At 47.9% G+C, this 26,369-nt stretch carries 23 protein-coding genes; 20 read left to right on the top strand and 3 right to left on the bottom strand.

Going from position 1 to position 26,369, the window contains the following annotated elements; genetic code table 11:
• Positions 1-61: 61 nt before the first annotated feature.
• The 6 genes from AR442_RS00485 to AR442_RS00510 all read left to right on the top strand — a co-directional run bounded on the left by AR442_RS00485 (position 62) and on the right by AR442_RS00510 (position 6,531).
• Entirely contained in the window at positions 62-1,183 is a 1,122-nt protein-coding gene (locus AR442_RS00485; RefSeq protein WP_014416837.1) for a response regulator aspartate phosphatase, read from the top strand.
• Between the two features lie 115 nt (positions 1,184-1,298).
• A complete protein-coding gene (locus AR442_RS00490) occupies positions 1,299-2,078 on the top strand; it encodes a glucose 1-dehydrogenase (RefSeq protein WP_014416838.1) in 780 nt (259 codons plus the stop codon).
• A gap of 81 nt (positions 2,079-2,159) precedes the next feature.
• Positions 2,160-3,839 carry a glycoside hydrolase family 13 protein gene (locus tag AR442_RS00495; RefSeq protein WP_053285443.1) on the top strand — a complete coding sequence of 560 codons (1,680 nt, stop codon included), beginning with the start codon at positions 2,160-2,162 and terminating at the stop codon, positions 3,837-3,839.
• A 185-nt stretch (positions 3,840-4,024) separates the two neighbouring features.
• A complete protein-coding gene (locus tag AR442_RS00500; RefSeq protein ID WP_029973931.1) occupies positions 4,025-4,984 on the top strand; it encodes a metal ABC transporter substrate-binding protein in 960 nt (319 codons plus the stop codon).
• A 54-nt stretch (positions 4,985-5,038) separates the two neighbouring features.
• Positions 5,039-5,734: a metal ABC transporter ATP-binding protein gene (locus tag AR442_RS00505; RefSeq protein ID WP_003156655.1), complete on the top strand. Its 696-nt coding sequence runs from the start codon at positions 5,039-5,041 to the stop codon at positions 5,732-5,734.
• Positions 5,692-6,531, top strand: a complete 840-nt coding sequence (locus tag AR442_RS00510; protein WP_007409044.1) for a metal ABC transporter permease — start codon at positions 5,692-5,694, stop codon at positions 6,529-6,531. Before AR442_RS00505 ends, AR442_RS00510 begins: the two co-directional genes overlap by 43 nt.
• Positions 6,532-6,574: 43 nt before the next feature.
• On the opposite strand, the gene AR442_RS00515 is transcribed toward AR442_RS00510, so the two are convergent.
• Positions 6,575-7,570 carry an LLM class flavin-dependent oxidoreductase gene (locus tag AR442_RS00515; RefSeq protein ID WP_014416842.1) on the bottom strand — a complete coding sequence of 332 codons (996 nt, stop codon included), beginning with the start codon at positions 7,568-7,570 and terminating at the stop codon, positions 6,575-6,577.
• A 275-nt stretch (positions 7,571-7,845) separates the two neighbouring features.
• Between AR442_RS00515 and AR442_RS00520 the strand changes: the two genes are divergently transcribed.
• From AR442_RS00520 to AR442_RS00565, 10 genes are all read left to right on the top strand, one after another.
• Positions 7,846-8,442 carry a TerD family protein gene (locus tag AR442_RS00520; RefSeq protein WP_014416843.1) on the top strand — a complete coding sequence of 199 codons (597 nt, stop codon included), beginning with the start codon at positions 7,846-7,848 and terminating at the stop codon, positions 8,440-8,442.
• A 23-nt stretch (positions 8,443-8,465) separates the two neighbouring features.
• Positions 8,466-9,047: a TerD family protein gene (locus tag AR442_RS00525; protein ID WP_003156648.1), complete on the top strand. Its 582-nt coding sequence runs from the start codon at positions 8,466-8,468 to the stop codon at positions 9,045-9,047.
• Positions 9,048-9,079: 32 nt separating this feature from the next.
• Complete coding sequence (locus AR442_RS00530) at positions 9,080-9,658, top strand: TerD family protein (RefSeq protein ID WP_003156645.1); 579 nt, start codon at positions 9,080-9,082, stop codon at positions 9,656-9,658.
• Between the two features lie 38 nt (positions 9,659-9,696).
• The gene (locus tag AR442_RS00535; RefSeq protein WP_003156644.1) at positions 9,697-10,470 is read left to right on the top strand and encodes a TerC family protein; all 774 of its coding nucleotides are present in this window, start codon (positions 9,697-9,699) and stop codon (positions 10,468-10,470) included.
• Between the two features lie 72 nt (positions 10,471-10,542).
• Positions 10,543-12,165 carry a YceG family protein gene (locus AR442_RS00540; RefSeq protein WP_014416844.1) on the top strand — a complete coding sequence of 541 codons (1,623 nt, stop codon included), beginning with the start codon at positions 10,543-10,545 and terminating at the stop codon, positions 12,163-12,165.
• A 6-nt stretch (positions 12,166-12,171) separates the two neighbouring features.
• Positions 12,172-13,260, top strand: a complete 1,089-nt coding sequence (locus AR442_RS00545) for a toxic anion resistance protein (RefSeq protein ID WP_007609246.1) — start codon at positions 12,172-12,174, stop codon at positions 13,258-13,260.
• A 115-nt stretch (positions 13,261-13,375) separates the two neighbouring features.
• Positions 13,376-14,578, top strand: a complete 1,203-nt coding sequence (locus tag AR442_RS00550; protein ID WP_014416845.1) for an MFS transporter — start codon at positions 13,376-13,378, stop codon at positions 14,576-14,578.
• Positions 14,579-14,959: 381 nt separating this feature from the next.
• Positions 14,960-16,216 (top strand): glycine/proline betaine ABC transporter ATP-binding protein OpuAA, encoded by a 1,257-nt coding sequence (gene opuAA, locus AR442_RS00555; protein ID WP_003156640.1) that lies wholly within the window; start codon positions 14,960-14,962, stop codon positions 16,214-16,216.
• Positions 16,217-17,065: a glycine/proline betaine ABC transporter permease subunit OpuAB gene (gene opuAB / locus AR442_RS00560; protein WP_003156639.1), complete on the top strand. Its 849-nt coding sequence runs from the start codon at positions 16,217-16,219 to the stop codon at positions 17,063-17,065. It begins immediately after the preceding gene.
• Positions 17,065-17,946, top strand: a complete 882-nt coding sequence (locus AR442_RS00565; RefSeq protein WP_014416846.1) for a glycine betaine ABC transporter substrate-binding protein — start codon at positions 17,065-17,067, stop codon at positions 17,944-17,946. Before opuAB ends, AR442_RS00565 begins: the two co-directional genes overlap by 1 nt.
• A 35-nt stretch (positions 17,947-17,981) precedes the next feature.
• Here AR442_RS00565 and AR442_RS00570 read toward each other — a convergent pair whose 3' ends face one another.
• Positions 17,982-19,103, bottom strand: a complete 1,122-nt coding sequence (locus tag AR442_RS00570; RefSeq protein ID WP_053285442.1) for a M20 peptidase aminoacylase family protein — start codon at positions 19,101-19,103, stop codon at positions 17,982-17,984.
• A gap of 135 nt (positions 19,104-19,238) precedes the next feature.
• On the opposite strand from AR442_RS00570, the gene AR442_RS00575 reads away from it, so the two are divergent.
• The 4 genes from AR442_RS00575 to AR442_RS00590 all read left to right on the top strand — a co-directional run bounded on the left by AR442_RS00575 (position 19,239) and on the right by AR442_RS00590 (position 24,688).
• A complete protein-coding gene (locus AR442_RS00575) occupies positions 19,239-20,672 on the top strand; it encodes a YfcC family protein (protein ID WP_014416848.1) in 1,434 nt (477 codons plus the stop codon).
• A 91-nt stretch (positions 20,673-20,763) separates the two neighbouring features.
• Positions 20,764-21,252, top strand: a complete 489-nt coding sequence (locus AR442_RS00580) for a DUF6773 family protein (protein WP_014416849.1) — start codon at positions 20,764-20,766, stop codon at positions 21,250-21,252.
• Positions 21,253-21,484: 232 nt separating this feature from the next.
• Complete coding sequence (gene amyE / locus AR442_RS00585) at positions 21,485-23,464, top strand: alpha-amylase (protein ID WP_014416850.1); 1,980 nt, start codon at positions 21,485-21,487, stop codon at positions 23,462-23,464.
• A gap of 270 nt (positions 23,465-23,734) precedes the next feature.
• Positions 23,735-24,688 (top strand): L-lactate dehydrogenase, encoded by a 954-nt coding sequence (locus AR442_RS00590; protein WP_014416851.1) that lies wholly within the window; start codon positions 23,735-23,737, stop codon positions 24,686-24,688.
• Positions 24,689-24,729: 41 nt separating this feature from the next.
• Here the strand turns inward: AR442_RS00590 and AR442_RS00595 are convergent, their stop codons facing one another.
• Entirely contained in the window at positions 24,730-26,262 is a 1,533-nt protein-coding gene (locus AR442_RS00595; RefSeq protein ID WP_003156627.1) for an MDR family MFS transporter, read from the bottom strand.
• Between the last annotated feature and the right edge of the window lie 107 nt (positions 26,263-26,369).

The raw sequence follows: 26,369 nt of genomic DNA on the forward strand, positions 1-26,369 counted from the left end.
GCCATAAATTTGCTATGATAAAATATAACATAATTAGTAGCCGGAGGAAGGAGGCAAATCTATGAAATCCAAGATTCCATCTGAAGAAGTGGCCGTAAAGATGAATGAATGGTATAAGCTGATCCGCGCGTTTGAAGCCGATAAAGCTGAAGCGCTGAAACGGGAGATTCAATTTGAACTCGAAGATATGGAAGAGAACCAGGATTTATTGTTGTATTTTTCATTGATGGAATTTCGGCACCGCATCATGCTGGATAAATTAAAACCCATGAAAGACGGCGACTGCCAGCCTCCGTTCTCTGAAATGCTCACTGAGATTGAGATGAACCAGCAAAAGCTGACCGGCTTACTGGAATATTATTTTTACTATTTCAGGGGAATGTATGAATTTAAGCAGAAAAACTTCATCTCAGCGATTTCTCATTATAAGCGGGCTGAGGAAAAGCTTGAATATGTGGAAGATGACATAGAGAAAGCCGAGTTTTTGTATAAAATTTCTGAGGTGTACTATCATATCAAGCAGACTTTCTTTTCGATGAATTACGCGGGACAGGCGCTTGATATTTACAAGAAATATGAATTATACGGAATGAGAAGGGTGCAGTGCAAATTTATCATTGCCGGAAATCTGATGGACGCCCAGCAGCATAAAAAAGCGTTGGAATACCTCGAATGCGCCTTGGAGCACGCGGAGCGGCTTGATGATCAATATATGATTGCTGCGGCCTATTATAATATCGGGCACTGTATGTACAGTCTGGGTGACTTTTGCAAAGCGGCGGAGGATTTTGAACGGGCGGCCGCCGGATTTGAAGCACACAGCTTCCGGCAGGTCATCCAGGCTGTTTTTTCACTCACGCATATCTACTTTAAAACGGAAAAATACAGTGAAGCCGCCGCCAGCTGCGCGCGGGGCATGAGAAGCGCGGCGGAATGGGAAGATGAGATCTATCTGACGAAATTCCGTCTGATTAAAGAGCTTTATCAGGGGGAAGGCGGACAGGATTCGCTCAAAGAGTATTTTGACATTCTGGAATCAAAAGAGCTGTTGGCTGACACAGAGGAACTGCTTCAGGACGCGGCTCATTTCTTTCATCAACGGGAGAACTACAAAGCGGCATCTTATTTTTTCAGCAGGCTTGTCGGCGTGCAAAAAAGGCTGCAAATGAACAACTACGCATAATGAAAAAAAGAACGAGGGAGCTTCGGTTTCATCGTTCTTTTTATGATCCCTTTTGTTTTCAGCCGATCAAAACCGGGTACATGCTCTGTATTAACATCAGGGAGGAAAAGAGACAATGTATCAGGATTTACAGGGAAAAACAGCAATCGTAACAGGTTCTTCGAAAGGAATCGGAAAGGCCATTGCCGAACGCTTCGGCAAGGAGCGGATGAATGTGGTTGTGAACTACCTCGGTGATTCCTCCGGAGCGGAAGAAGCGGCGGACATCATTGAGAAAGCGGGAGGCCGAGCCGTCACCGTAAAAGCCGATGTATCCTCAGAAGAAGGGATTCAGGCGCTGTTTCATGCCGCGCAGGAGCATTTCGGGGGCGTGGACGTGATGGTCAACAATTCCGGCTTTAACGGAGCCGAAGCGATGCCCCATGAAATGAGCCTGGAGGATTGGCAAAGGGTCATCGACGTCAACGTGACCGGCACCTTTTTGGGGGCGAAAGCGGCACTGAAACATATGCTCGAGCGCGGCAAAAAAGGAACGGTCTTAAACATATCGAGCGTTCATCAGCAAATACCGCGTCCTGAAAACGTGCAGTACTCGGCATCCAAAGGCGGGATCAAAATGATGACGGAAACGATGGCGCTCAATTACGCAGACAAAGGCATCCGGGTGAATGCCATCGCTCCCGGCACGATCGCCACGGAGTCCAATAAGGATCTGGAAGATGAAACACATAAACAGGCCCAGCTGAAAAAAATTCCGATGAACGCCTTCGGAAAACCGGAAGAAGTCGCAGCGGCCGCCGCATGGATGGTGTCGGAAGAAGCGAGTTACGTAACCGGAACGACACTTTTCGTCGACGGAGGCATGACGCTTTATCCGTCTCAGCTGGACAGATAAAAGAGGGGGGAAACCTTCTCTTTTTTGTTTAGGGAAGGATCATAAAGGAAATGGTTCTCTAAAAAACAGGAGGGCCGCAAGATGGCAAGTGACTGGTGGAAAGACGCCGTTGTCTATCAAATCTATCCGCGAAGCTTTCAAGATACGAACGGCGACGGCATAGGCGACCTGCGGGGGATTATCGCGCGTCTCGATTATATAAAAGAACTTGGCGCTGATGTGATATGGATCTGCCCGATTTACCCGTCGCCAAACGTTGATAACGGCTACGATGTGACGGATCATCAAGCGATTATGGAATCCTACGGAACGATGGAGGACTTTCACAATCTGCTTACAGAATGCCGCAACCGCGGATTAAAGCTTGTGATGGACTTCGTCTTAAATCATACATCCACGGAGCATCCTTGGTTCAAAGAGGCGGAAATGAATCCGGACAGCAAATACCGCGATTATTATATTTGGCGGCCGGGCACCGCGGACGGCCCGCCGACCGATTGGGTGTCGGATTACGGACAATCCGTCTGGCAGTACGAAGAACATACGGGCGAATATTACCTGCATATGAACGCCGTCAAACAAGCCGATCTGAATTGGGAAAATCCCGAGGTTCGGCAATCAGTATACGAGATGATGAGATTTTGGCTCGATAAAGGCGTGGACGGATTGCGAATAGACCAGCTTCATCTTCTGTCAAAAAAAGAATATTTGCCGCCATATGAAGATTACATCGCCCGCCGGGCCGATCCGAAGCCTTTCCGGCCAAACGGGGCACGGATACATGATTACTTAAAAGAAATGACGAAAGAGGTATTTTCCAAATATGACGTGATGTCAGTCGGCGAGGCCGGATCAGTGACGCCTGAGGAAGGGCTCGTCTACACGGGAACCGATGAGCATGAACTGAATATGATTTTTCATTTTCAGCATATGGAGCTTGATCAAAAGCCGGGCCAAGAGCATTGGGATGTAAAACCGCTTGAGCTGTCCGATTTAAAGAAAGTGCTCACAGACTGGCAGGAAAAACTGGAACATCAAGGCTGGAATACGCTGTATTGGTGCAATCATGACCAGCCCCGGATCGTATCCCGTTTCGGAGACGAAAGCACATACCGCAAAGCATCCGCCAAAATGCTTGCCGCCCTGCTTTATTTCATGAAAGGCACGCCGTACATTTACCAGGGAGAAGAAATCGGCATGACAAACGCTCCGTTTGACAGAATAGAGGATTATCAAGATATTCAGACCGTCAATATGTATCATAAAAGGGTATTTGAAATGGGCCGCAACAGAGAAGAAGTCATGGCGTCCATTATGGCGAAAAGCCGGGACCATGCCCGTACACCGATGCAGTGGGACGGCAGCAAGAATGCCGGATTTACGGAGGGCGAACCGTGGCTGAAGGTCAATCCCAATTACAAAACCGTCAATGCGGCCGAGGCTCAGGATGATCCCGATTCTATATTGAACTTTTACAAAAAACTGATCCGCCTGAGAAAACAGTATGCTGATATCATAAAAGGCAGCTACACGCTGCTGCTTCCTGATGACCCGCAGCTGTTTGTATATGAAAGACAGGCAAACGGACAAAAACTCATGTCCATCAGCAACGTATCGAAAGAAGAAGCCGCCTTTTATTGGCCGGACGGCTCCGAACCTGAAAGGGCCGAGCTGCTTCTCAGCAACTATGAAAATGACGGCGGCACGGAATCCCGCATCACATTCCGCCCATACGAAACAAGAGTTTATCTGCTTGCCTGATATGTGATACGACGCCCCCGTCCATACATGGCGGGGGCTTTTTAGGTAAATCGGATATCAATTTAGAAAAAAATATCTTGCAAAACGTAATTACTTCGTTTTATTATGGTATAGGTAACAAATGAACGAGAAAGTACGCTTTGGAAATCGTCATCATTCTGATTTACAGAACAGGGGGAAACGGCTTGTTTAAAAAATGGAGCGGAATCATTGTCATTGCGGCATGCTTTTTAATCGCGGCGGGCTGCGGCAATTCATCTTCAAAAGGTTCGTCAGGTTCTTCGAAAAGCGGCAAACTGCACGTCGTGACGACCTTTTATCCTATGTATGAATTCACGAAACAAATTGTCAAAGACAAAGGCGATGTAGACATTCTCATCCCGTCTTCGGTCGAACCCCATGATTGGGAGCCGACGCCGAAGGATATCGCCGGCATTCAAAACGCCGATCTTTTCGTATACAACAGCGAATATATGGAGACATGGGTTCCTTCAGCGGAAAAAAGCATGAGCTCTGATCATGCGAAGTTTGTAAAGGCGTCAAAAGGAATTGACTTACTCGAAGGTTCGGATGAAGAGGAAGAGGAACATGGACACGGCGGTCATGACCACAGCCACAGCATGGACCCTCACGTGTGGCTCAGCCCGGTTCTTGCGCAAAAAGAGGTCAAAACCATTACGGCGCAGATCGTAAAACAGGACCCGAAGAATAAAGCATACTATGAGAAAAATAGTAAAGAATATATTGCAAAACTGCAGGATCTTGATAAACTATACCGTACAACATTAAATAAAGCGGCGAAAAAAGAATTGATCACACAGCACGCGGCATTCAGCTATCTCGCCAAAGAATACGGCTTAAAACAAGTCGCGATTGCAGGCCTTTCTCCTGAAGAAGAGCCAAGTGCGGCCAAACTGGCGGATCTCAAAACGTTTGCCAAAAAGCATGATGTGAAGATCATCTACTTTGAAGAAGTTGCATCGCCTAAAGTTGCAGATACACTTGCCGGTGAAATCGGCGCGAAAACGGAAGTGCTCAATACACTGGAAGGTTTAAGCCAAAAAGAACGGGATAAAGGCATCGGTTATATCGACATTATGGAGAAAAACCTTGATGCACTGAAAGATTCGCTATTGGTTAAATAACATAGTGTGCGCCGCGGGGTGCACACTATTTCTATGCGGGAAAGGAAGGTCAGCATGAATCTCGTTACATTACAAGATATCGTTTTTGGTTATTCGCATACACCGGTGCTTGACGGCGTGTCGCTGGAAATCAAAAGCGGCGAATTCGTCGGCATTACAGGACCGAACGGCGCGTCAAAATCGACGCTCATGAAAGTCATGCTTGGCATGCTCAGACCTTGGGAAGGAACGGCCGAGATCAGTAAAAAAAACGCTGCCGGAAAACGCCTGACAATCGGCTATGTTCCGCAGCAGATTTCTTCATTTAACGCAGGATTCCCAAGCACAGTTCTGGAGCTTGTGCAATCAGGCCGTTATACGAAAGGAAAATGGTTTAAACGATTGAACGAAACGGATCACCACGAGGTGGAAAACGCGTTGAAGATGGTGGAAATGTGGGATTTCCGCCACCGGAAAATCGGCGATTTATCCGGCGGACAGAAGCAGAAAATCTGCATTGCGAGAATGCTTGCAAGCAATCCGGATCTGCTGATGCTTGATGAGCCGACAACCGCGGTTGATTATGAAAGCAGACAGGGTTTCTACGAATTTATGCACCATCAGGTGAAAAATCACAACCGCACCGTCGTCATGGTGACACACGAACAAAACGAAGTACAGCAGTATCTGGATAAAGTCATACGGCTTGAGAGGGGGGAAAAAGGCGGATGGAAATGTTTGACTTGGAATTCATGCGACGAGCTTTTCTAGCGGGAAGCATGATCGGAATTATGGCGCCGATATTAGGCGTATATCTCGTGCTGAGAAGACAGGCGCTGATGGCGGATACGCTGTCTCATATTTCATTGTCGGGCGTGGCCATCGGTTTTTTTCTCAGTACCAATATTACGGCGGCGAGCATCGTTGTCGTCACGATCGGAGCGATCGGCATTGAATACATGCGGCGGGCGTACCGTACATATTCAGAGGTATCTATCGCAATCTTAATGGCGGCCGGGCTGTCGTTTGCGATGTTTCTGATCAGCCTGTCAAAAGGCGGCGCGTCGATGAGCATCGATCAATATTTATTTGGATCGCTTGTCACGGTCAGCCAGCAGCAGGTCTATATTATCGGAGGCATTACCCTGCTGATTCTGCTTTATTTTATTATACTAAACAGACCGCTCTACCTGCTTACCTTTGACGAGGCGACGGCTAAGACATCAGGCATTAACACAAACCTCCTGTCAATGTCATTCAGCATCGTGACGGGGCTGGCGATTTCGGTCATTATTCCGATTATCGGCGTGCTGCTCGTTTCCGCGCTCCTCGTACTGCCCGCGGCTTTTGCAATCCGTATTGCCAAAGGGTTTAAATGGGTGTTTGCGGCGGCCATTATTATTTCTCTTTTCAGTGTGTTCATGGGGCTGACGTCTTCGTACCAGCTCGGAACGCCTCCGGGGCCGTCAATCACTTTACTGTTAATCATTCTGCTTCTGCTCGGGTTTACGCTGCAGGGGATTTGGAATGCGTTTAAAAAAGGAAAAGAACGAAAAAACCGCCGTTAAGCGGTGCAGCAGTCTCATCTGCTGCTCCGTTTGACGGCTTTTTTTACAGAAATATATCAGCAAGACGCTCATATGACTCTTTTTTTGCTTCGAAATCAAAGACGTTGCACAGCACCATTATCTCTTTTGTCTGATACCGCTCGGAAAGTTCAAGCAGACGGCGTTTCACTGCGGCAGGAGAGCCGACCACCATCCGCTTCCTGTTTTCTTCTATCTGTTTACGATCCTCCGGCGAATACGGATAAGCCTTCGCTTCTTCCACACTCGGCACGCGGCTGTCGGCGCCTTTTCCGACACGAAGAAGCCATAAATCCTGGCTTAAGGCGAGTTCTTCCGCTTTCTCATCCGTAGCCGCGCATATGACGAAAATGGCACAGAGCGAGGCGGGAGCGGAAAAATGGGCGGAGGCCCGGAAATGGTCCCGATAGATCTGAAAAGCTTTTTCCCCGCGTTCCGGATTAATGAAATGGCCGAAGACATAGCCCGCACCTTGAAGAGCGGCGCGTCTGGCGCTGTTTTCCCCGAGTCCGAGCACCCAAAGCTGCGGAGCTGTTTCAATCAAAGGCGCTGTTTTTATTCCTGCATAAGCATGGTTCGAGGGAATCGAATCTGTCAGAAAGGATGATAAATCCTCAAGCTGCCTGTTGAATTCGGTCATGCTTTTCTTTACCCCGTCTGTGAGGGCGAGCCGGATTTTCGTTGTGCCGCCCGGTGAGCGTCCGACCCCGAGGTCAATCCGGTTCGGATGCAGCGCCTCAAGCTGACGGAAAGTTTCCGCGACTTTATAGGGGCTGTACTGCGGCAGCAGCACGCCGCCTGATCCGACACGGATGGACGTTGTGGCTGCGGCGGTATGAGCGATCATAATTTCCGGCGAAACGCTTGCGAGCCCTCTTGTGCCGTGATGCTCGGCAAACCAGTACCGCTTATAGCCCCATCCTTCACTGAGGCGGGCGAGCTCCGCTGAACGGCGGAGCGTCTCGTGCGGCCCGTTTCCTTTGGATACGGGCGCCTGATCAAGTATGCTTAAATCAATCACTCGTCTGCCCCTTTCCTGACATGTATTGATACAAGGATAGGAAAAATGTTCAGTCCCCGTCAATTTCTTTGTTTTCTCTATTCTCTCCGGAACGAAGGAGAATATAGGAAGTGATTTTTCGCCGTTTTTCGCCAAAAATTCTTATGTTTTATGAAACTTTGATATAATAAAAGACGTATATCTTAATAAACACCGGGATTCTTGTCCTGGAATTTAGTAAAAATGCGCACTTGCGGCGTGCTTAGCGGCACCCTTACAGAATAGGAGTGAATCATATGGCGATCTCTTTACAAAAAGGACAGCGGATTGATTTAACAAAAGGAAAAGCCGGCCTGTCAAAACTGCTGGTCGGACTCGGCTGGGACCCTGTATCATCCGGGGGCTTTTTCGGAAAGCTGTTCGGCGGAGGCGGTGCCAATATCGACTGTGACGCTTCCGTACTGATGCTTGAAAATGATAAAATGACAGACAGCAAAAACGTCATCTATTTCGGCAATCTGAAAAGCCGGTGCGGCGGTGTCGTACATACGGGTGACAACCTGACGGGTGAAGGCGACGGCGATGATGAACAAATTCTCATCGATTTAGCGAAAGTGCCCGCTCAGATTAATAAACTTGTGTTTGTCGTCAATATTTACGACTGCGTCAGACGAAAACAGGACTTCGGCCTGATTCAAAACGCGTTCATCCGCGTTGTTGATCAGGCTAATCGCGAAGAACTGGTGACTTACAATTTAAGAGATAACTATTCAGGCAGAACGAGCCTGATCGCGGCTGAAATCTACCGCCAGGACGGCGAGTGGAAATTCGCCGCAGTAGGAGAAGGCACAAACGATACAAAAATCGGCGATATCGTTAACCGATACGCCTAAACGATAAAAAGGAGAGTGCACTCATGGCAATTTCATTGGCAAAAGGACAAAAAGTAGATTTGACTAAAACAAATCCGGGTCTTTCTAAAGTCGTTGTCGGCCTTGGCTGGGATACAAACAAATACGACGGCGGACATGACTTTGATTTAGATTCCAGCGTCTTTCTATTAAATGAAGCAGGAAGATGCGCGTCGCCCGATGATTTCATTTTCTATAATCAGCTTGAAGGCGGAAACGGCTCTGTCGCACATTCAGGCGACAACCTGACAGGCCAGGGCGAAGGCGATGACGAAAGCGTAAGGGTCAACCTGAGCGCGGTGCCTGCCGCTATTGACAAAATTTCATTCGTCATCACGATTCATGAAGCGGAAGCGCGCGGCCAAAACTTCGGACAAGTTTCCAACGCGTTCGTGCGCATTGTCAATGAAGAAACAAATGAAGAGCTGATCCGTTATGATCTGGCTGAAGATTTCTCAATTGAAACAGCCATTATCGCAGGGGAGCTTTACAGACATAACGGCGAATGGAAATTTTCCGCGATCGGCTCAGGCTACCAAGGCGGACTGGCCCGTATTGCGACAGATTACGGCCTGCAAATCGGCTGAACCATATCAAACACAGAAGGGAGAGACAGCACATGGCTATTCAATTGGCGAAAGGACAGCGTGTTGATCTGACAAAAACGAACCCCGGTCTTACAAAAGCGGTGATCGGCTTAGGCTGGGATACGAACAAGTACTCCGGAGGGCATGACTTTGACCTTGACGCGTCGGCTTTTCTTGTCGATGCCCATGACAACTGTGTAAATGATCTTGATTTTGTTTTCTACAATAACCTGGAACACCCGAGCGGGGGCGTCATCCATACGGGAGACAACCGGACGGGCGAGGGCGAGGGAGACGATGAACAAATTATCGTCGACTTCTCAAAAATACCCGCAAATATTGAAAAGATCGGCATCACCGTCACGATTCATGATGCGGAAGCGCGCGGCCAAAATTTCGGACAAGTGTCTAACGCGTTCGTGCGCGTCGTCGATGAAAACAGCCAGAATGAACTGCTTCGTTTCGATTTAGGGGAAGACTTCTCGATTGAAACGGCGGTTGTCGTTTGTGAGCTTTACCGCCATGGGGCTGAGTGGAAGTTTAACGCCATCGGCAGCGGGTTTTCCGGCGGTCTGGCATCACTTTGCCGGAATTACGGCTTGCAGGTGTAAGCAGGAAATTACCGTTTTACTAAATAGGAGGAAAAAACTTGGATTTTCTACATCATATTATGTCGACCTACGCTTCCTTTTTTGATTGGAAAATGTGGGGTGAGGTGCTGACTGACCCTGTATCATGGGGGCTGATCGGTTCCTTGGTTCTGCTGGAAGGGCTGCTGTCGGCCGACAATGCGTTAGTGCTTGCGGTTATGGTAAGGCATCTGCCTGAAAAACAGCGGAAGAAAGCATTAACATACGGATTGTTCGGGGCATATATTTTCCGTTTTATCTTTATCGGGATCGGAATGCTGCTCATTAAGTTCTGGTGGATCAAAGTGCTTGGCGCGCTGTACCTGGCTTGGCTCGTCATTAAGCATTTCTGGATCGGAGAAGGTGATGACGATACGGAAGGCATGAAGAAAAATTCATGGATGGTCCGTACGTTCGGAATTTTCTGGGCCACTGTCGTTTCAGTTGAGTTAATGGATCTGGCCTTCTCTGTTGACAGCATTCTGGCCGCGTTTGCGGTATCGGAAAAAGTGTGGGTGCTCTTGATCGGCGGTATGCTCGGCATTCTCATGATGCGTACAGTCGCAAAAGTATTCCTTGTTTTAATTGATAAAATCCCTGAGCTTGAAAACACGGCTTTCGTGCTGATCGGGATTATCGCCGTGAAAATGGCGGCGAGCGCCTTTGATTATGAAATGCCGCACGTTGTGTTCTTCGGAATCATCATCGCTGCGTTTGTGGTAACGTTTATTATCCACTATTTCAACAAACAAAAGCAGGTTCAGGAGCAAACGGCTGCATCTAAAGAAGAATAAAACAAAAAAGGAGGGAGAGTTCATTTCCTTCCTTTTTTGTACCGATAATCATGAAGAGAAAGGAGGAAGATGATGAGGCAGGAAGAATTGGTGATCCGAAAGGCCGAGCCGGAAAACGATGACTGGGAAACGTTTCTGATGCGGCCGCTGCCGGAACGTCCCGGTTACGAGCGGGAAAACGGGCTGGCGTTTACCCGGCTTGCCGTCCGGATTTTGGGCACTCCTTATGATGAGACGGAGTATTACAATAAGCTTTTCGAGCTGTCTTCTCATGAAAACATCCATGTGTTAAGCGAGACGCTGGATAAGACAATCGCGCCTGAAACGTTTCAGGCGCTCCAGCACATCCATTCGGTCAATCAAAAAGAGAAAGGGCTTTCGGTTTCCAGATTTGTCGCGTTTCTCGATGGGGGCAGGCTGCTTGCCAAACATGCTGATCCGCTTATGCACCGCCGGCTGAGAACCGCGTTTATGACGCTTTTGGAAACCTTTGCGGATCGGCATGAAAACGGGCTGAATCATCCCGATTTCCGGCGTGTGCTCTTGGATGTGTCAAAGTTTTCGCTGAACCACCTGAATCCATGGCTCGAACAAGCCGATATAGAGCGTGAGATGCCGAAGGTGGTGTGGTATGGAGACGCTGCCAAAAGCCAGCTCTATTTTCTCTATTATCTCATGCTGATCGGCTGTGACGTCCTATTGTTTCATCCGGCTGCGGAAGATCCGTTCAGCTTGATTGATCCGGATGAGGAACTCAGCTTTGTGATAAAGCTCCCCGCAACAGGCGGCCTTGAGCCATTCCCGAAAGAAAAGCCGGACAGAACGTCCACGACGGCCTACCGGTCAACGAAAGAAATTGAGCATGTGCTGAACCATGAGGAATCTATGATGTATAAGCCTTGGCAGTTCAGGGATCATACCCCGCAGTCCGTGACATTAAAAACGACGTATGATGAGTTATTTCTCATTGCGAAGGAGCGGGCGTTTATCCGGCCGCAATTTAAAGCGGACAGGGAGCGGGTGGCCGTTCCGAACCTTTTTGCGAAAGTGATGGGGGTTTCCAAAGATACGAAAGAATATTGGAACAGACTCCATACCGCCGCGGACTATCAGGAGACACATATGATCCGCAGTTTTCCGTTTACGGAAGAGCTGAAAGCCAACTACCAGTATCACTACAGTCAGGTTTTGAACGAAGAAGGAGCGATTAACGCGGAAAGGCTTAAAAGAAGCAACATCTGGCAGTACAAGCACCTCCCGTCAGGCGTGCAGAACGCCATCGCCAATGTGATTTCTGACATGTGCAGAAACCCAGGGCTGAAGGCTTTGCCCGGCGAGCAGGCAAGGGATGCCGCAATCTATTTGTTCCGCCAGGCGACGAACCTGCCCGCTTCGCTGCTGCAATTGATTCAGACGTTTGATTACGCCCAAACCGTTCCGAAACTCGTTTTATATCATACGGAACAAAATGGCGAACTCACACGTTCTGACGCCGCCGCTCTGTTGTTTTTAAATAAATTCGGCGTCGATATCATCTTGTATAATCCGCCGGGCCATCAGGACATTGAGCATTATATTGAAGAAAGCCAATTTGATGTCCATTGGCTGGAGGACATGGTGTTTCGGCAGGAATATAAGGAGCCGTCACTCGTAAGAAAGCTGTTTAGAACCATTACGCAAAAGCAGGGAGAGTAAATAAACATGACAGAAAATCAAAATCCGCTTGTTCTTGATAAAAATGAAGAGATTTCTGAACAAAAAGCAGATGACATCAGGGTGCAGCTGCGCCAAGACCCTGAGGTGCAGCGTATTTCGCAGCAGATTGATGTGAAAAACCAAATGGAGCTGCTGGAGTACGGAAAAGAACCGGCAGTTGAAATCTCGAAGTTCTCCGACCGCATCTTAAATATGATGAAAACAACAAGTGTCACGGATTCAGGCACAATGCTGACGCAGCTCGGAAAAATCATGGACCGTTTCGACAAAAATGATTTCGATGAACCAAAAGGATTTCTCGCTAAAATGTTCAAACGCGGCAACAGCATGATTGAAAAGATTTTTCAAAAGTACCGCACCCTGGGCGGAGAAATTGAAAAAATCCACGTCGAAATTTCAAAATACAAAGATGAAATGGCAAAGACGAACCATACGCTAGAAGAGATGTATGAAAACAACATTAACTACTACATGGAGCTTGAAAAGTATGTCGTTGCCGGGCAGATGAAGCTTGAGGAAATGCAGGCGCTCATTCCTTCTTATGAAGAAAAAGCGGCAGGCGGAAACCAGCTTGCGCAAATGCAGCTCGATACGCTTCGTGACGGGCTTCAGGCGCTTGAGGAACGTGTCTATGATTTAGATATGGCGCGGATGGTGGCGCTGCAAACGGCGCCGCAGATCCGCCTCCTTCAGCGCGGAAATACGAAGCTCATCGGGAAAATCAATTCCGCTTTCGTCATTACGATTCCGATTTTCAAAAACGGCATCATTCAGGCTGTCACAGTCAAACGGCAAAAGCTTGTGGCTGATTCAATGAGCGAGCTTGACCGCCGCACGAATGAAATGCTGAAGCGCAACGCTGAAAATATTTCAAACCAAAGCGTGGAGATTGCCCGTATGGCAGGCCGTCCGAGCATTGACATTGAGACGATTGAAACGTCTTGGAACACGATTGTCAGCGGTATGCAGGAAACGAAACAGATCGAAGAAGAGAACAGACGTATCAGAGAAGACGGCGCGAAACGGATTCAACAGCTTCAGGATAATATTAAAAACGCAGTCTTAAAGAATTAACACACACCCCGCTTGCTTACGGCAAGCGGGATTTTTTTGCGAAAAAAGATAATGACAATGTGTAAAGACAGGTGTAAACTTATACGGTAATCATTTTCGATTTGAGGTGCTGCTTATGAACAAACAACCTGCCGTCACTCCGCGAAAACTTCTGGCGATTGCCGGAATGGGCTGGCTGTTTGATGCGATGGATGTCGGAATTTTATCGTTTATTATCGCCGCGCTTCACACTGATTGGAATTTAACACCCGATCAAATGAAATGGATCGGAAGCGTCAATTCCATCGGTATGGCAGCGGGCGCCTTTGTATTCGGAATGCTGGCCGACAGGATCGGCCGGAAAAAAGTGTTTATGATCACGCTGTTATTCTTTTCTGTCGGAAGCGGCATATCCGCTTTCGCAACGGGATTGACGGTTTTTCTCATATTGCGTTTTCTGATCGGAATGGGGCTTGGCGGGGAACTGCCTGTCGCCTCGACGCTCGTGTCAGAAGCGTCCGCTCCCGAAAAGCGGGGACGGATCATCGTGCTGCTTGAGAGCTTTTGGGCCGCGGGCTGGCTTCTTGCGGCGGTGATTTCCTACTTTGTCATACCGTCATTCGGCTGGCAGGCCGCGCTGCTCTTAACGGCGCTGGCCGCGTTTTATGCGCTGTACTTGCGGAAAAGCCTTCCGGAATCACCGGCGCATCAGGCATTGCCGCAGAAAAAAAGCATACGCGGGCAGGCGGGAAGTGTCTGGACGAAACCGTATATCCGGCCGACGGTGCTGCTGTCTGTCGTTTGGTTCTGCGTTGTCTTTTCATATTACGGCATGTTTTTATGGCTGCCGAGCGTGATGCTGATGAAAGGCTACAGCATGATTGAGAGCTTCGAATACGTCCTTCTGATGACACTTGCTCAGCTTCCCGGATATTTCTCTGCGGCGTGGCTGATCGAAAAAGCGGGGCGGAAGACCATCTTAGTCATCTATTTGCTCGGAACGGCGGGCAGCGCTTATTTCTTCGGTGCCGCGGATTCATTGGCCATGCTGCTCACAGCGGGCATGCTGCTGTCCTTCTTCAATCTCGGCGCATGGGGCGTGCTTTACGCCTATACACCGGAGCAGTATCCTGCGGCGATCCGTGCGACCGGTTCCGGCACAACGGCGGCTGTCGGCAGAATCGGCGGCATTTTCGGTCCGCTTCTCGTCGGATCGCTTGCAGCCCGGAACGTTTCGTTTACAGCAATTTTCGCCGTCTTTTGTGCGGCCATCCTGGTTGCTGTCATCACCATTATTATTCTCGGAAAAGAAACGAAACAGACAGAGCTTGCGCAATGAGCACCCTTTTGAGGTGCTTTTTTTAGTGAGCTGTCTGTTGGCAGACCTATATTTTTCCTTAATATCCCTTATTTTTAGGAGGGGAAAACTTCTTTTTCCGGGACAATGTCGCAAAAAAATTCTTGTATTTGTAAAAAAAGGATAGGAAATCAGTTTGCAGCACATTCGATGGAAACGTTCTCAAGCCTGATAAAAGCCCGGTTTCCTTTATAATTTATCCTCAATAAGGAGGATTAGAGAGTATTTAGAAGCATACCAGAGGAAAATAAGACACAGGGATGTTTTTAAAGTAATGATACAAAATAAAAGGGATTATGATGTTTGTTTGACTTATTACAAACGTGTTACGGTATTAAAGATTGCTTATTATGGAGGGAAAATATGAATTTGGATGAGAAACCAATTAAGATAAAAGTCGAAAATGTATCTAAGGTTTTCGGAAAACAGACAAAAAAAGCCATTCAGATGCTGTCCAGCGGAAAAAACAAAAAAGAGATCCTGAAAGCGACCGGATCAACCGTTGGTGTCAATCAAGCAAACTTTGATGTATATGATGGGGAGATATTTGTCATCATGGGTCTATCGGGGAGCGGTAAATCAACTTTAGTTCGGCTGTTAAACCGGCTTATTGAACCGACTGCCGGGAATATTTATATTGATGGTGACATGATAACAAATATGTCAAAAGACCAGCTCCGGGAAGTGCGCCGGAAAAAAATCAGCATGGTCTTTCAAAAATTTGCGCTGTTTCCGCACAGAACAATTCTTGAAAATACGGAATACGGCCTGGAGCTTCAAGGCGTCGACAAAAAAGAGCGTGAGCAAAAAGCGCTTGATTCGCTTAAACTTGTCGGTCTTGAAGGCTTTGAACACCAATTTCCTGATCAGCTCAGCGGAGGAATGCAGCAGCGTGTCGGACTTGCCCGCGCATTGACGAATGATCCTGACATTCTTCTGATGGATGAAGCTTTCAGTGCGCTTGATCCGCTGATCCGCAAAGACATGCAGGATGAGCTTTTAGACCTTCATGACTCTGTCGGCAAGACGATCATCTTCATCACGCATGATCTTGATGAAGCATTGCGCATCGGCGACAGAATCGTGCTGATGAAAGACGGTAACATCGTTCAGATCGGGACGCCTGAAGAAATTCTGATGAGCCCGTCCAATGAATACGTTGAGAAATTCGTTGAGGACGTTGATTTATCCAAAGTTCTGACAGCGGGCCACATCATGAAGCGCGCTGAAACCGTGCGGATTGACAAAGGGCCTCGTGTAGCGCTGCAGCTCATGAAGAATCTCGGTATTTCTTCTATTTACGCCGTTGATAAACAGAAACAGCTTCTCGGCGTCATTCACGCGGCGGATGCGAAAAAAGCGGTGGAATCCGACTTATCGCTTCAGGATATTTTAAATACTGAATTTACGACTGTGCACGAAAGCACGTACTTGACGGAAATTTTCGATGTCGTGTCTGATGCGAATATTCCGATCGCCGTCACGGACGATAAGGACCGCATGAAAGGCATTGTCGTGAAAGGCGCATTAATCGGCGCGCTTTCAGGAAATAACGATTATATAAATGTTGAAGATTCTGCTGAACAAGCTCAGGATTCTTCTGTTCAGGGGGTGAAGTAAATGGACAGATTGCCTAGAATTCCGTTAGCAGATATCGTTGACCGGTTTGTTGACTGGCTTACCATGACGTTCGGAGGTTTCTTTGACGGAATCTCAAACGGTTTGGCCGCTTTCGTAAACGCGATTGTGAGCGGTTTGGGTTTCATCCCGTCTATTTTATTGACTGTTATTTTTGCAGCTCTCGCTTGGTGGATCAGTACGAGAGGAATTGCACTCTTTACGTTAATCGGATTCCTTGTTATTGATTATTTGGGTTATTGGTCGCCGATGCTGCAAACGTTGGCGCTTGTCGTCACATCTGTTTTGATTTCCATTATTATCGGGGTTCCGATCGGCATATGGGCGTCTCAGAAAGAAACGGTCCGCCGCATTGTCACACCGATTCTGGATTTAATGCAGACCATGCCGGCTTTCGTATATCTGCTGCCTGCGATTTTCTTCTTTAATATCGGGGTTGTGCCAGGCGTCGTGGCATCTGTTATTTTCGCAATGCCTCCGACGATCCGCATGACGGTTCTCGGTATTAAACAAGTTCCGGCTGATTTGATCGAAGCGACGGAAGCATTCGGTTCAACGACGTCTCAGCGTCTGTTCAAGGTGCAGCTTCCGCTTGCCACAAAAACGATTCTTGCCGGTATTAACCAAAGCATCATGCTTGCTTTATCAATGGTCGTTATCGCGGCCATGGTCGGTGCGCCGGGTCTCGGTTCTGAAGTATACAGCGCCGTGACACAGTTGAAAACCGGTGTCGGAGTGGAAGCGGGTATCGCGATCGTCATCGTAGCGATTACACTCGACCGTATCACGCAAAACATTAAAGTGAAGAAGAAGAGCAGGGGGAATGCCTGATGCTTAAGAAAATCATCGGTGTCGGCGTTACCGCTGCGCTGGCTCTTTCTTTGGCTGCCTGCGGTTCGCAGACTGATGGTAAGGCAACGGCTGCGGACCAGGTGAACAAAACCATTATCGGTATTGATCCGGGATCGGGGATCATGGCCCTGACGGATGAGGCCGTGAACGATTACGGATTGAAAGACTGGAATGTCGTCACGGCGTCAAGTGCTGCCATGACGGCGACATTGAAGAAATCATATGACCGGAAAAAGCCGATCATCGTAACGGGCTGGACGCCGCACTGGATGTTCTCCAGATACAAGCTGAAGTTCCTTGATGATCCGAAAAAAACGTACGGAACTGCCGAGCAGATTCATACGATTACAAGAACCGGCTTCAGTAAGGAACAGCCTAACGCGGCCAAAGTTCTCAGCCAGTTCAAATGGACGCAGGACGATATGGGAGAAGTCATGATTGCCGTTGAGGAAGGCGAAAAGCCGGCCAAAGCCGCTGCTGAATATGTGAAAAAACATAAAGATCAAGTAGCTCAATGGACAAAAGGCGCTCATAAAGTAAAAGGTGATAAAATCAACCTGGCTTATGTGGCGTGGGACAGTGAAATCGCAAGTACGAACGTGGTCGGAAAAGTATTTCAAGACCTCGGCTATGACGTGAAGCTGACGCAAGTGGAGGCAGGACCGATGTGGACTGCGATTGCGACAGGCAGCGCGGATGCGTCATTGTCTGCTTGGCTTCCGAATACCCATAAGGCATATGCGTCTAAATATAAAGGCAAATATGAAGATGTGGGAACGAGTCTGACAGGCGTCAAGATGGGTCTGGTCGTTCCTCAGTATATGAAAAACGTCAATTCAATTGAAGATTTGAAGAAGTAATGAAAAAAAGCAGCCCTGTAACGGGCTGCTTTTTTTTATGCTTCAAACGATTTGAGGACGGCGGCCGTTAATATCTCAACGCCAGTAAAGATGGCGCTTCGGTCAAATATCATTTGGGGATGGTGAAGTCCCGGCTCCAGACCGCATCCCAGGCCGAGCATCGTCGTTTTCAAGTTCGGCACCTTTAACCCGTAAAAATGAAAATCCTCTCCACCGGTTGTCACAAGAGGTTCATCCACATGTTCTTCTCCGAGAATGCCGCTTATCGCAGATGCCATGATGGCTTCCGCCTCCTTGTTTCGCTCGGCTGCCGGGAGGCTGTGTTCTTTTTGCAGTTCAATTTTTGCGCCGAATGCGGCAGCCGCCGCCTCACAGGCTCTTTCGGTTTCGGCGGTTAATTTCTCCATGGCGGCATTGGTTTGTGCGCGGAGATCAAGGCTGAACGATGCTTTTCCCGGAATGATATTGGAACTCTCTCCGCCTGCCTGAAGCTTTGTCATCTTCACGGAATGCGGGATGCCGGGATCAAGATGAATGAAGCTGAGTTTTTGGACGAGAAGAGCGGCGATTTCGATACTGTTAAGGCCGAGATGCGGTCTTGCGCCGTGGGCTTCTTCTCCGATAATCAGGCCTTCTATATGCTGGCTTGAGCCATGCAGAATGGACGGTGCGCATCGGCCGTTTGCCGTTTCCTGTACGGGGCGCACGTGCACGCCGTATAGGAAGTCAACATCATCCAGTACGCCTTTTTCAATCATTTTCAGCGCTCCGCCGCCTTTTTCTTCCGCCGGCTGAAAAATAAAGCGGATGGTGCCCTTCGGAAGTTTCGGCTGACTCTTTAAAAGCATCATCGTGCCGAGCGCCATCGTCATATGTGAATCATGTCCGCATGAATGGTTCGCCTGAAAGACACCGTCCACTTCCTGCCACAGCGCGTCAATATCCGCCCGGACAGCCACAACGGGCGAGCCTTCTCCGATTTCGCCGACAACACCGGTACAATCATCAAACGTGCGGGTCCGGCAGCCGGCCGCTTTCAGTTTTTCAGTCAGATATTCAGTTGTTTGATATTCTTTCCAGCTTACTTCGGGATTGGCGTGCAGGTGGTCAAAAATATCCATAATGACTTGCTTTTCATGCTCTGTGAGTCTGTTCATGCCGTAAGTCCTCCTTCAAAAGCTGTCTGTTTTTTATTTTTGATATTGAAAACAGGCAATCGGTCTGTATATAATATAGCACACATATCTGTATTTTCTGAATAGTTTATAAATTTAAAGCGGGATGGTGATGGTATGGCTGTTCCCAAGGCCGAACCTGTATTGAAAAAGAAGAAATTGTTTGTGATGCCTGATGCTTATGTGCTGCTGTTCATTGCCGCTTTACTATGCGCGATAGCATCGTACATCGTTCCCGCGGGGGAATTTGACAGGGTGACAAAGGGCAGTGTGACGTCCGCCGTCCCGGGAAGCTATCATTCTTTGAACCAGTCTCCGGTCAGCCCGATCGCTTTTTTTACCGCGATTCAGGAAGGGATGACAAGTTCCGCGCCGATTATTTTTTTAATCCTGTTTACAGGCGGCACCATTGCGATTTTGGAGAAAACGGGCGCCATCAATGGATTGATCAATAATGTCATCAGTACGTTCCGCACAAAACAGCTGCTGTTTATTGCGATTGTCGGATCTCTATTTTCGATCCTCGGTACAACCGGCATCGTCGTTAATTCCGTGATCGGCTTTATTCCGATCGGCCTGATTGTCGCCCGTTCGCTGAAATGGGACGCCGTGGCCGGAGCGGCAGTCATTTATATCGGCTGTTATGCCGGGTTTAACGCGACGATTTTATCACCTTCACCGCTCGGGTTATCACAAAGCATCGCGGAGCTGCCGCTGTTTTCCGGCATCGGCCTGCGGATTGCCGTCTACATTTGTTTTCTGCTATCATCTATTTTATATATTTATCGGTATACGAGAAAACTCAGAAAAGCAAAGGAAGCCAGTCTGCTGGGGAACGATTGGTTTCCGGCGGCAGGTTCACTCCCGCAGGTTTCTGAGCCGGAGGACAAGCATGTCCCGTTTACTGTCCGCCATAAACTGATTCTGGCTGTTGCGGCTTTGTCGCTTGCCGGCTTTTTATACGGCGCGCTTACTCTTGGCTGGTCTGATTCAGAGATGGCCGCTGTGTTCATTTTTATCTCAATCGTGTCCGGCCTGATTGCGGGAATGGCGGCAAATGATATCGCAAAAACGTTTATTACAGGCTGTCAGGGGCTCGTTTATGGTGCGCTGATCGTCGGAATGGCGAGAAGCATTTCCGTTATCCTGGAACATGGAAAGCTGCTTGATACGGTAGTCAATGGACTTGCGTCACTGCTACACGGTTTCAGCCCGATGGCAGGCGCAATCGGAATGTATATTTCCAGCGCCCTGCTTCATTTTCTGATTTCATCGGGCTCAGGGGAGGCGGTCGTATTTATTCCGATCTTGGCGCCGCTTGCCGATCTGATGGGCATCACGAGACAGGTCGCGGTTGAAGCGGTCATGCTCGGAGAAGGCGTCGTAAACTGTGTCAATCCGACTTCCGGCGTGCTGATGGCCGTACTGGCTGCCAGCGGCATTCCGTACGTAAAGTGGCTTCGCTTCATGATTCCGCTGGCGCTGATTTGGTTTGTCATCGGCCTCGTGTTTATCTGCATAGGCGTCCTGATCAATTGGGGTCCTTATTAACATTTTTGTCAATGATATTTCGGTTTATCATTATGAATCGGCAAGATATAATGGGAGTTGTAAGCCATTCTTAATAGTACGGGAGGAAGTCATGAATCAGCGTCGGAACGGACTTTCAAACGTGAATGGAAAGAGTGAGAGTGTGAAAGAGAAAGAACGAATGATTTGGTCAGAAGTCGGAATGCTTGTGGGCACACTGTCTTTGCTTGATATCATCGTACGCGGACTTGTTCTGAACTGTCCGTTTAGGGAATGGGCCGGAAGCTTGGCGGTTTTCTTCATTATAATTGTTTATTATTGTATCAGGGCGGGAGCGTCGGGAATGCTCATGCCGAGAATAGACACCAAAGAAGAACTGAAAAAGCGGGTGAAGCAGCAGCGGATAGATTCAATTGCAGTCACTTTTGCGGCAGCGGCGCTTACGATGTACGACAGGGGGTTTCCCCATACATTCTTTGCTTGGCTGAAAATGATCTTTCTTTTTATCGTCTGCGGAGGCATTCTGTTTCTGCTTCGGTATGTCATTGTGAAGCTGTCTTACAGAAGAGCGATAAAAGAAATAAAAAAGAAATCATCTTGATGGTGGTTTCTTTTTTTGTTTATAAGAGAAAAGTCTTTTTATTTGATAGGAATAAAGATTTGAATTCACTCTGCCGCGTTGCTTTGATAGAGAGTGTGTGATAAGTTCAAATGTAAGCGTTAACAGAATTCTCCAGTCTTCACAACAATTGAAAGGAGGAAGCTGAAGAAAGAGTAAGAGGAATTTTTGACTCCGCAGTCAGTCTTCAAAAATCAAATAAGGAGTGTCAAAAATGTTTAAAAAACGATTCAAAACCTCTTTACTGCCGTTATTCGCCGGATTTTTACTGCTGTTTCATTTGGTTTTGTCAGGCCCGGCGGCTGCAAACGCTGAAACTGCACACAAATCGAATGAGGTGACCGATTCATCGGTCAAAAACGGGACCATCCTTCATGCATGGAATTGGTCATTCAATACGTTAACAGAAAATATGAAAGAGATTCGTGATGCGGGTTATGCAGCCATTCAGACGTCTCCGATTAACCAAGTAAAGGAAGGGAACCAAGGAGATAAAAGCATGTCGAACTGGTACTGGCTCTATCAGCCGACATCGTACCAAATCGGCAACCGTTACTTAGGCACTGAACAAGAATTTAAGGACATGTGTGCAGCCGCGGAAAAATATGGCGTAAAAGTCATTGTCGATGCGGTTGTCAATCATACCACCAGCGATTATGGCGCGATTTCTGACGAGATTAAGCGTATTCCAAACTGGACCCATGGAAACACACAAATTAAAAATTGGTCGGACCGATGGGACATCACTCAAAATGCATTGCTTGGGCTGTATGATTGGAATACTCAGAATACTGAGGTGCAAGCCTACCTGAAAGGTTTCTTGGAAAGAGCATTGAATGACGGAGCAGACGGGTTCCGCTATGATGCCGCCAAGCATATAGAGCTTCCGGATGATGGGAATTACGGCAGCCAATTTTGGCCGAATATCACAAATACATCGGCGGAGTTCCAATACGGAGAAATCCTGCAAGACAGCGCGTCCAGAGATACTGCTTATGCGAATTATATGAATGTGACGGCTTCTAACTATGGGCATTCCATCAGATCCGCTTTAAAGAACCGTAATCTGAGTGTGTCGAATATCTCCCATTATGCATCTGATGTATCTGCGGACAAGTTAGTCACATGGGTGGAATCACATGATACGTATGCCAATGATGATGAAGAGTCTACATGGATGAGTGATGACGATATTCGTTTAGGCTGGGCAGTGATTGGTTCGCGCTCAGGAAGCACGCCTCTTTTCTTTTCCAGGCCTGAGGGCGGAGGAAATGGTGTAAGATTTCCCGGAAAAAGTCAAATAGGAGATCGCGGGAGCGCCTTATTTAAAGATCAGGCGATCACTGCGGTCAACCAATTTCACAATGAAATGGCCGGGCAGCCTGAGGAACTCTCAAATCCGAATGGGAACAATCAAATATTTATGAATCAGCGCGGCTCAAAAGGCGTTGTGCTGGCAAATGCAGGATCATCTTCTGTCACCATCAATACTTCAACGAAATTACCTGACGGCAGGTATGATAATAGGGCCGGCGCCGGTTCATTTCAAGTAGCGAACGGCAAACTGACAGGTACGATCAATGCCAGATCCGCGGCTGTTCTTTATCCTGATGATATTGGAAATGCGCCTCATGTCTTTCTTGAGAATTACCAAACAGAGGCAGTCCATTCTTTCAATGATCAGCTGACGGTCACCCTGCGTGCAAATGCGAAAACAGCAAAAGCCGTTTACCAAATCAATAATGGGCAGGAGACAGCATTTAAGGATGGAGACCGATTAACGATCGGGAAAGAAGATCCAATCGGCACGACATACAACGTCAAGTTAACCGGAACGAACGGCGAGGGTGCATCGAGAACCCAAGAATACACGTTTGTCAAAAAAGACCCGTCTCAAACCAACATCATTGGCTATCAAAATCCGGATCATTGGGGCCAGGTAAATGCTTATATCTATAAACATGATGGAGGTGGGGCCATAGAATTAACCGGATCGTGGCCGGGGAAAGCCATGACTAAGAATGCAGATGGAATTTACACGCTGACGCTGCCTGCGAATGCGGATACGGCCGACGCAAAAGTGATTTTTAACAATGGCAGCGCCCAAGTGCCCGGACAGAACCAGCCCGGCTTTGATTATGTGCAGAATGGTTTGTATAACAACTCTGGTTTGAATGGTTATCTTACGCATTAATGGATAGGGCCATCATCACATCAGCGTGCCGACAAACCCTCGCTTCTGAGAAAGGGACAGCGCGTCTTCAATCACGCTGAAAAGATGACAACATCCTAAAACGGTTCCGTTTTAGGATGTTGTCAACAATCTGGAAACCATCATCGATATTTTTTTGTCCAAAAATCAAACTTTTCTCTTGCAAAAGTTTGTGAAGTGTTGCACAATATAAATGTGAAATACTTCACAAGATAAAAACAGACACCACGAAACACTGGAGGATGAGCATACATGATGAACGAACGAGTGAACAAAGTAGCATTAATCGGAGCAGGTTTTGTTGGAAGCAGTTATGCATTTGCGTTAATTAACCAAGGGATCACAGATGAGCTTGTGATCATTGATGTAAATAGAGAAAAAGCCATGGGAGATGTCATGGATTTAAATCACGGAAAGGCATTTGCGCCTCATCCGGTCAAAACGTCTTACGGCACATATGAGGATTGCAAGGATGCCGATATCGTGTGCATCTGTGCAGGGGCCAATCAAAAACCGGGCGAAACGAGACTTGAGCTGGTCGAAAAAAATCTCGCCATTTTTAAAAGCATTGTCGGTGAAGTAATGGCAAGCGGATTTGACGGCATCTTCCTCGTTGCCACAAACCCGGTCGACATTCTCACTTATGCGACATGGACATTCAGCGGGCTTCCGAAAGAACGCGTCATCGGCAGCGGCACGACACTGGATTCTGCGCGATTCCGTTATATGCTGAGTGAATACTTCGGAGCCGCTCCGCAAAACGTACACGCCCACATTATCGGCGAGCACGGCGATACCGAGCTTCCTGTATGGAGTCACGCCAATATCGGCGGAGTGCCGGTGCAGCAATTGCTGGAGAAAAATGCAGCTTACAAACAGGACGAGCTGGATCAGATCGTTGACGATGTGAAAAACGCGGCCTACCATATTATCGAGAAAAAAGGCGCGACATATTACGGAGTGGCGATGAGCCTCGCCCGCATCACAAAAGCGATTTTGCGTAATGAAAACAGCATTTTAACCGTCAGCACATATCTGGACGGCCAATACGGTGTAAACGACGTCTTTATCGGCGTTCCGGCTGTCGTCAATCGGAACGGCATCGCAGGTGTGACGGAACTTGAGCTGAATGAAACAGAACAGGCTCAATTCAGCCGCAGCGCAAACGTGCTGAAAGATATTCTCGCTCCGCATTTCGCAGAGTAAACAAAAAAGCAGTACATGACAAACGCCATGTACTGCTTTTTTTAATTCGCTTTTTTCGCCATTTCCTGAGAGGTTTTTACTCTCGCTTTTCCCATAAACAAAATGGTAACGGCGGCAATGACGATCGGCGCCAGCGCAAGCGTAAATACATATGTGATGCTTTGCGACATGGCGTCAATAATGCGATCCAGAATGTGCGGCGGAATATGAGCGCGCGTGCCTGCCTGGAAAATCTCCTGCGGATTTCCGATGTTCTGCATCGCGCCGCCCGCTCCTTTCATGCCGCTGAATGAATCTGTGAGCTTATTGGTAAACACATTCGTCTGGATGGTTCCGAAAATCGTCACACCGAGCGTCATGCCGAATGATCTCAAAAACGAGTTTGTTGAGTTGGCGCTTCCGCGGTAACGCGGCTCCAGATCGTTCATGGACGCAGCCGGCAGCAGTGAGAAGTTAAAGCCGACGCCGAATCCGGAGATCAGCATGAATACCGTCAGCATCGTACGCGCCGTATCCGGTGTCATATTGGAAAGCAGCAGCATTCCGATAAAGAAAGCGACCACGGAAATCAGCATTAAATTGCGGAACCGCACTTTCGTCTGGAAAATTCCGCCGATCATACTTCCGATAACAGAACCGATCATCATCGGCGTCAAAATAAAGCCCGCGCTTGTCGCGGTGCTTCCGTACACAGCCTGAACGAAGATCGGGATAAACACCGCTAAAATGACGAACGTGGCTCCGTAAAGGAATGCCAGAATCTGTGCCGTAGCAAATAAACGGTTTTTAAACATCCAAAATGAGATAATCGGTTCTTCCGCTTTTCTTTCCACAATAAAAAAGGCGATAAAGAACACGGCGAATACAGCGAACAGACCGATGATCTGCACGGAGTTCCAATCATACGTTTTTCCGCCGAGCTCAAGAGCGAACATCAGACCGACAATGGAAACCACCAGCGTGATTGCGCCGGCCCAGTCGATTTTCTGCTTCTTGTGTTCAAGGGACTCTTTATAATAACGCAGAATGAAAAACAATGATAAAATACCGATCGGCACGTTGATGTAAAACACCCAGTGCCAGCTGATGGAGTCGGTAATGAGCGCGCCTAAAAGCGGCCCGAGAACGCTGGACAGGCCGAAAACGGCACCGAACATGCCCGACATTTTTCCGCGTTTTTCCGGCGGAAATAAATCAAAAATGATCGTGAAGGCGATCGGCATCAGCGCGCCTCCCCCGATTCCCTGAATGACGCGGTAAATAATGAGCTGATCCATTGTTTGGGCGATTCCGCATAATGCAGATCCGATTAAGAAAAGAATAAGACCGAATAAAAAGAAACGCTTGCGTCCGTACATATCGGACAGTTTTCCGTAAATCGGCATACCGGCCATAACGGCTACCATGTATGATGCCGTCACCCACGCGAACTTATCGAAACTTCCGAGGTCCGCCACGATATTTCCCATCGCAGTGGCAACGATTGTGTTATCCATAGCCGACATTAAAATGCCCAGCAAAAGACCGATGACGACAAACTTCGTCGAGGCGTCCTTCGCGGCTGTTTGTTCCATGCTTTTTCCTCCCATACTTACTTTTGATCATTAAATTTGCTATGATCATATTAGATTTGCCGAAAATTATCTTGATCGTCAAGATAAATTGATTTTATAGGGAGGCC

The organism is Bacillus velezensis (genome assembly GCF_001461825.1).
In the GTDB taxonomy this organism is placed as follows: Bacteria; Bacillota; Bacilli; order Bacillales; family Bacillaceae; genus Bacillus; species Bacillus velezensis.